Raw genomic sequence first — 3,921 nt, 5'->3', positions numbered from 1 at the left:
CTTGACGTTGGCGGTCTCCACACCCGAGCCGTCCGCCTTCACGCGGATCTTCACGTTGTAGTCGACCACCCGCTTCACCGGGACGAGAATTTTCATGTCCGACCCTTGATCTATACGGACCCGTACGGGCCCCAAAAACGGGCAGCTTTCGCAGTGCGGCGAACGATAGGATCAGTTTCGGAACCTGTCAACGTCGCCTATACCGTAGGCAATAATGTTGTCAGCGGTTCCCGCCCGGCACCCACAGCACGTCGGCGGCACCGTTGCCGTTCAACCGCCGGCTGAGCACGAACAGGTGGTCGGACAGGCGGTTGGCGTACTTGATCGCGGCCGGATTGACCGGCTCGTGCAGCGCCAGCTCGGTCATCAGCCGCTCGGCGCGGCGGACCACGGTGCGGGCGAGGTGCAGGTGCGCCGCGGCCGGCGAGCCGCCCGGCAGGATGAACGAGGTGAGCGGCGCCAGGGTCTCGTTCATGGCGTCGATCTCGCGCTCCAGCCGGTCGACCTGGGAGTCGAGGATGCGCAGCGGCGGGTACTTGGGATCGGCCTCCTCCGGCGTGCAGAGGTCGGCGCCGAGGTCGAACAGGTCGTTCTGGACGCGCGCCAGCATGGAGTCGGCGTCCGCGTCGTCGCGGGTGTGCAGGCGGGCGAGGCCAACCACCGCGTTGGCCTCGTCCACGGTGCCGTAGGCGGCGACGCGCAGGTCGTGCTTGGGCACCCGCGCGCCGTTGCCGAGCGAGGTCTCGCCGCGGTCGCCGCCGCGGGTGTAGATGCGTGTCAGCTTGACCATGCGTTACGCCGCCTGGGTGATGAGGGCGAGGATGAACAGCACGATGGCCAGCCCTTGCAGCCCGACGCGCAGCCGCATCATACGGTTGGAGTTGCGCCGGTCGGACTCGCCGCCGCGCGCCATGAAGAACAGGCCGGCGAACAGCGAGGCCAGCAGCGCCGCCATGGCCAGACCCATCAGGATCAGGAAGAATCCGCTCATGATCCGGATATAGCGCGGTCTGGAGCATACAGCCAGTGCGGCGCGCGGCCGCTCACGGCCGCGTGATGTCCGCGTCCGCCGCGGTGCGGGATGACCTGGGGGCCGTTCCTGTTGCATAGTGCGGCGTGCACGAGAGGGAGGCGGAGCGGTGCGGCGACGGACGTTCTTGAAGGCGGCGGCGGGCTCCGCCGTGGCGGCGCGACTCGGATCGCCCCGGGGGCCGGCCCTGGCGCAGGCGCCGGACGCGGCGCGCTTCCCGGACGGCTTCCTGTGGGGCTGCTCCACCTCGTCCTACCAGATCGAGGGCGCCACCGACGCCGACGGGCGGGGGGCGAGTGTCTGGGACACCTTCAGCCGCACGCCCGGCAAGGTGCTGAACGGCGACACCGGCGACACCGCCTGCGACCACTACCACCGCTGGCCGGAGGACGTCGCCCTGATGGCGCGCGCCGGCATGCGCGCCTACCGCTTCTCGGTGGCGTGGCCGCGCGTGCTGCCGAACGGCACCGGGCCGGCGAACGCGGCGGGGCTGGACTTCTACGACCGGCTGGTGGACGGGCTGCTGAAGGCCGGCATCGAGCCGTGGCCGTGCCTGTACCACTGGGACCTGCCGCAGGTCTTGCAGGACAAGGGCGGCTGGACCAACCGCGAGATCGCCGGCTGGTTCGCGGATTACGCCCAGGTGGTGGCCGGAAGGCTCGGCGACCGGGTAGCCAACTGGGTGATGCTGAACGAGCCGTCGGTGGTCGCCATCTTCGGCCACGGCATGGGCACGCACGCGCCGGGGCTGACCGGGCGGGCCACCTGCGTGGCGGCGCTGCACCACCAGAACCTCGCCCAGGGCGCCGCGTTGCAGGCGCTGCGCGCGGCCGGCCGGGGCTGGAAGCTCGGCACCGTGCTCAGCCTGCAGCCGGTGAAGCCGGTCGGCGGGCTGGAGGCCAACCGGCCCGCGGCGGCGCTGTGGGACGCTGTGTGGAACCGCTCCGGCCTCGACCCGCTGTTCCACGGCCGCATCCCAGAGCTGCTGGCCGCCGACTTCGAGCCGCTGGTCAAGCCCGGCGACCTGGAGCTGATCCGCCAGCCGATCGATTTCCTGGGCATCAACTACTACAGCCGCATGCACCAGCAGCCCGATCCCGGCGGCCTGTTCGGCACCGGCTACGGCCCGGCGCCGGAAGGGGTGAAGCGCACCGGCATGGGCTGGCCGGTCGAGCCCGACGGCCTCACCGAGCAGTTGCTGGAGCTGCGCGACCGCTACGGCAACCCGCCCGTCTACCTGACCGAGAACGGCGCCGACTACTACGACTGGATCGGTCCGGAGGGGAAGGCGGAGGACGGCGAGCGCATCTTCTTCATCCGCGACCACCTGCTGGCCGGCCACGCGGCGATCCGGCAGGGGGCGAACCTCAAGGGCTGGTTCGTGTGGACCCTGCTCGACAACTTCGAGTGGGCGGAGGGCTACAGCCGCCGCTTCGGCCTCGTCCAGGTCGACCGGCAGACCATGGCGCGCACGCCCAAGGCCAGCTACCACTGGTTCGCCGACGCCATCCGGCGCAATGGGGTGGCGCTGGCGTAATCAGAACGCCCGCATCGCGTCCTCGACGCGGGCGAGGTGCTGGGCGCGCTTCTCCGCCGTCGTGCGGTCCATGTCGTAGAGCGCCAGGTAGTCCACCCGCGCCCGCGGCGCGCAGGCGGTCAGCACGCCGGCCTTGAGGATGCGGCGCGCCGGGTTGCGCATGTACAGCTCGGCCAGCCACCAGGGGGAGCCGAAGCTGGTCAGCACCGCCACCTTGCGCAAGTCCTTCAGCAGCGGCTCGATCCGCCCGCCGGCGCGGTCGTGGCGGAAGGCGACGCCCGGCGCCCACACCCGGTCGAACCAGCCCTTCAGGATCGCCGGCGTGTCGAACCACCAGTGCGGATACGTCAGCACCAGCCCCTGCGACGCCCGCAGCCGCCGCACCAGCGCCTCCACCGCCGTGGCGTCGTAATCCGCGTCGAAGTAGGCGGCGCGTTCGGCCGCGGTGAGCGCCGGCTCGAACCCCTCGGCGTAGAGGTCGGTCTCGGTCACCTCGTGGCCGGCGCGGCGCAGCGCCGTCATGGCCGTGCGGTGCACGGCGGCGGCGAAGCTGTCGGGAAGGGGATGGGCGAGGACCGCCTGGACGCGCACGCCATGCTCTCCGGGAAGGAAGGACGGGGACGATAACATGCACCGCGCGCCCGCGCGTGCTAGATTGCCCGCCTCGTCCGAAGGTCCGAGCCCGCAGCCCCATGCCGCCCAAGCCGCCGCCGCAACCCACCCGCTTCGCCATCCAGAAGGCGCGCGGCAAGGGCTGGAAGACGCTGGAGGTGGGCGAGGACCTGAAGCAGGCCGAGGCGCGCTTCGACCTGATGGTCAAGGTGAACCCGCGGGCGTATTTCCGCCTCGTCCAGCTCGACCACAACCCCGCGGCCGATTTCGAGGGAATGGAGTTCAACTGGACCCTGATCCACCTCTACGACCCGACCAAGGGCCCGACCAAAGGCAGGAGCGCGCGGCCCGCCGCCAAGCCGGCGAAGGCGCCGAATCGGCGCAAGGAGAAGGTGCCGCTGCCGGTGCGCTTCTATGTGGGCGTGGTGGTGCTGGGCCTGATGGCCGGCGCGCTGGTGTACCTGCGCTGGGGCCTGGGGGCGCCGTAAGATGGCTTTCCGAACGTCACGGCCGTCATCCCCGCGAAGGCGGGGATCCAGGACAGAGCCCCGGCAGGGGCGACATGAGTCGTGTGGCTCGCGAACGCGAGCACTGGATCCCCGCTTCCGCGCACGACTGTCCGGGGAAAAGAGCGCGGTTGCATTCCTTCGCTTCTCTCAACCGTCATCCCCGCGAAAGCGGGGATCCAGGAGAGTTGGCAAGGGGTTGATTTCCCAAGGTTCTCTGGATCCCCGCTTTCGCG

The 3,921-nt window shown here is 70.6% G+C and carries 5 protein-coding genes and 1 pseudogene; 2 read left to right on the top strand and 4 right to left on the bottom strand.

Annotation, left to right across the window (positions count from 1 at the left end; all coding sequences use genetic code 11):
- From ACRWK7_RS28305 to ACRWK7_RS28295, 3 genes and pseudogenes are all read right to left on the bottom strand, one after another.
- Nucleotides 1-96, bottom strand: a pseudogene (locus ACRWK7_RS28305) (electron transfer flavoprotein subunit beta/FixA family protein); the annotation flags it as partial.
- Between the two features lie 124 nt (nt 97-220).
- Complete coding sequence (locus ACRWK7_RS28300) at nt 221-790, bottom strand: cob(I)yrinic acid a,c-diamide adenosyltransferase (RefSeq protein WP_431860044.1); 570 nt, start codon at nt 788-790, stop codon at nt 221-223.
- Nucleotides 791-793: 3 nt separating this feature from the next.
- Nucleotides 794-991, bottom strand: a complete 198-nt coding sequence (locus ACRWK7_RS28295) for a twin transmembrane helix small protein (RefSeq protein WP_431860042.1) — start codon at nt 989-991, stop codon at nt 794-796.
- 148 nt (nt 992-1,139) lie between these two features.
- Between ACRWK7_RS28295 and ACRWK7_RS28290 the strand changes: the two genes are divergently transcribed.
- Nucleotides 1,140-2,567, top strand: a complete 1,428-nt coding sequence (locus ACRWK7_RS28290; protein WP_431860040.1) for a GH1 family beta-glucosidase — start codon at nt 1,140-1,142, stop codon at nt 2,565-2,567.
- On the opposite strand, the gene ACRWK7_RS28285 is transcribed toward ACRWK7_RS28290, so the two are convergent.
- The gene (locus ACRWK7_RS28285) at nt 2,568-3,158 is read right to left on the bottom strand and encodes an NAD(P)H-dependent oxidoreductase (protein ID WP_431860039.1); all 591 of its coding nucleotides are present in this window, start codon (nt 3,156-3,158) and stop codon (nt 2,568-2,570) included.
- 101 nt (nt 3,159-3,259) lie between these two features.
- Between ACRWK7_RS28285 and ACRWK7_RS28280 the strand changes: the two genes are divergently transcribed.
- Nucleotides 3,260-3,667, top strand: coding sequence for a hypothetical protein (locus tag ACRWK7_RS28280; protein ID WP_431860037.1), 408 nt, complete (start codon nt 3,260-3,262; stop codon nt 3,665-3,667).
- Nucleotides 3,668-3,921 lie beyond the last annotated feature (254 nt).

It is taken from the genome of Azospirillum sp. (assembly GCF_050789165.1).
The sequence above is the reverse complement of the archived record's forward strand: the minus strand, read 5'-3'. Positions and strand labels throughout refer to the sequence as shown.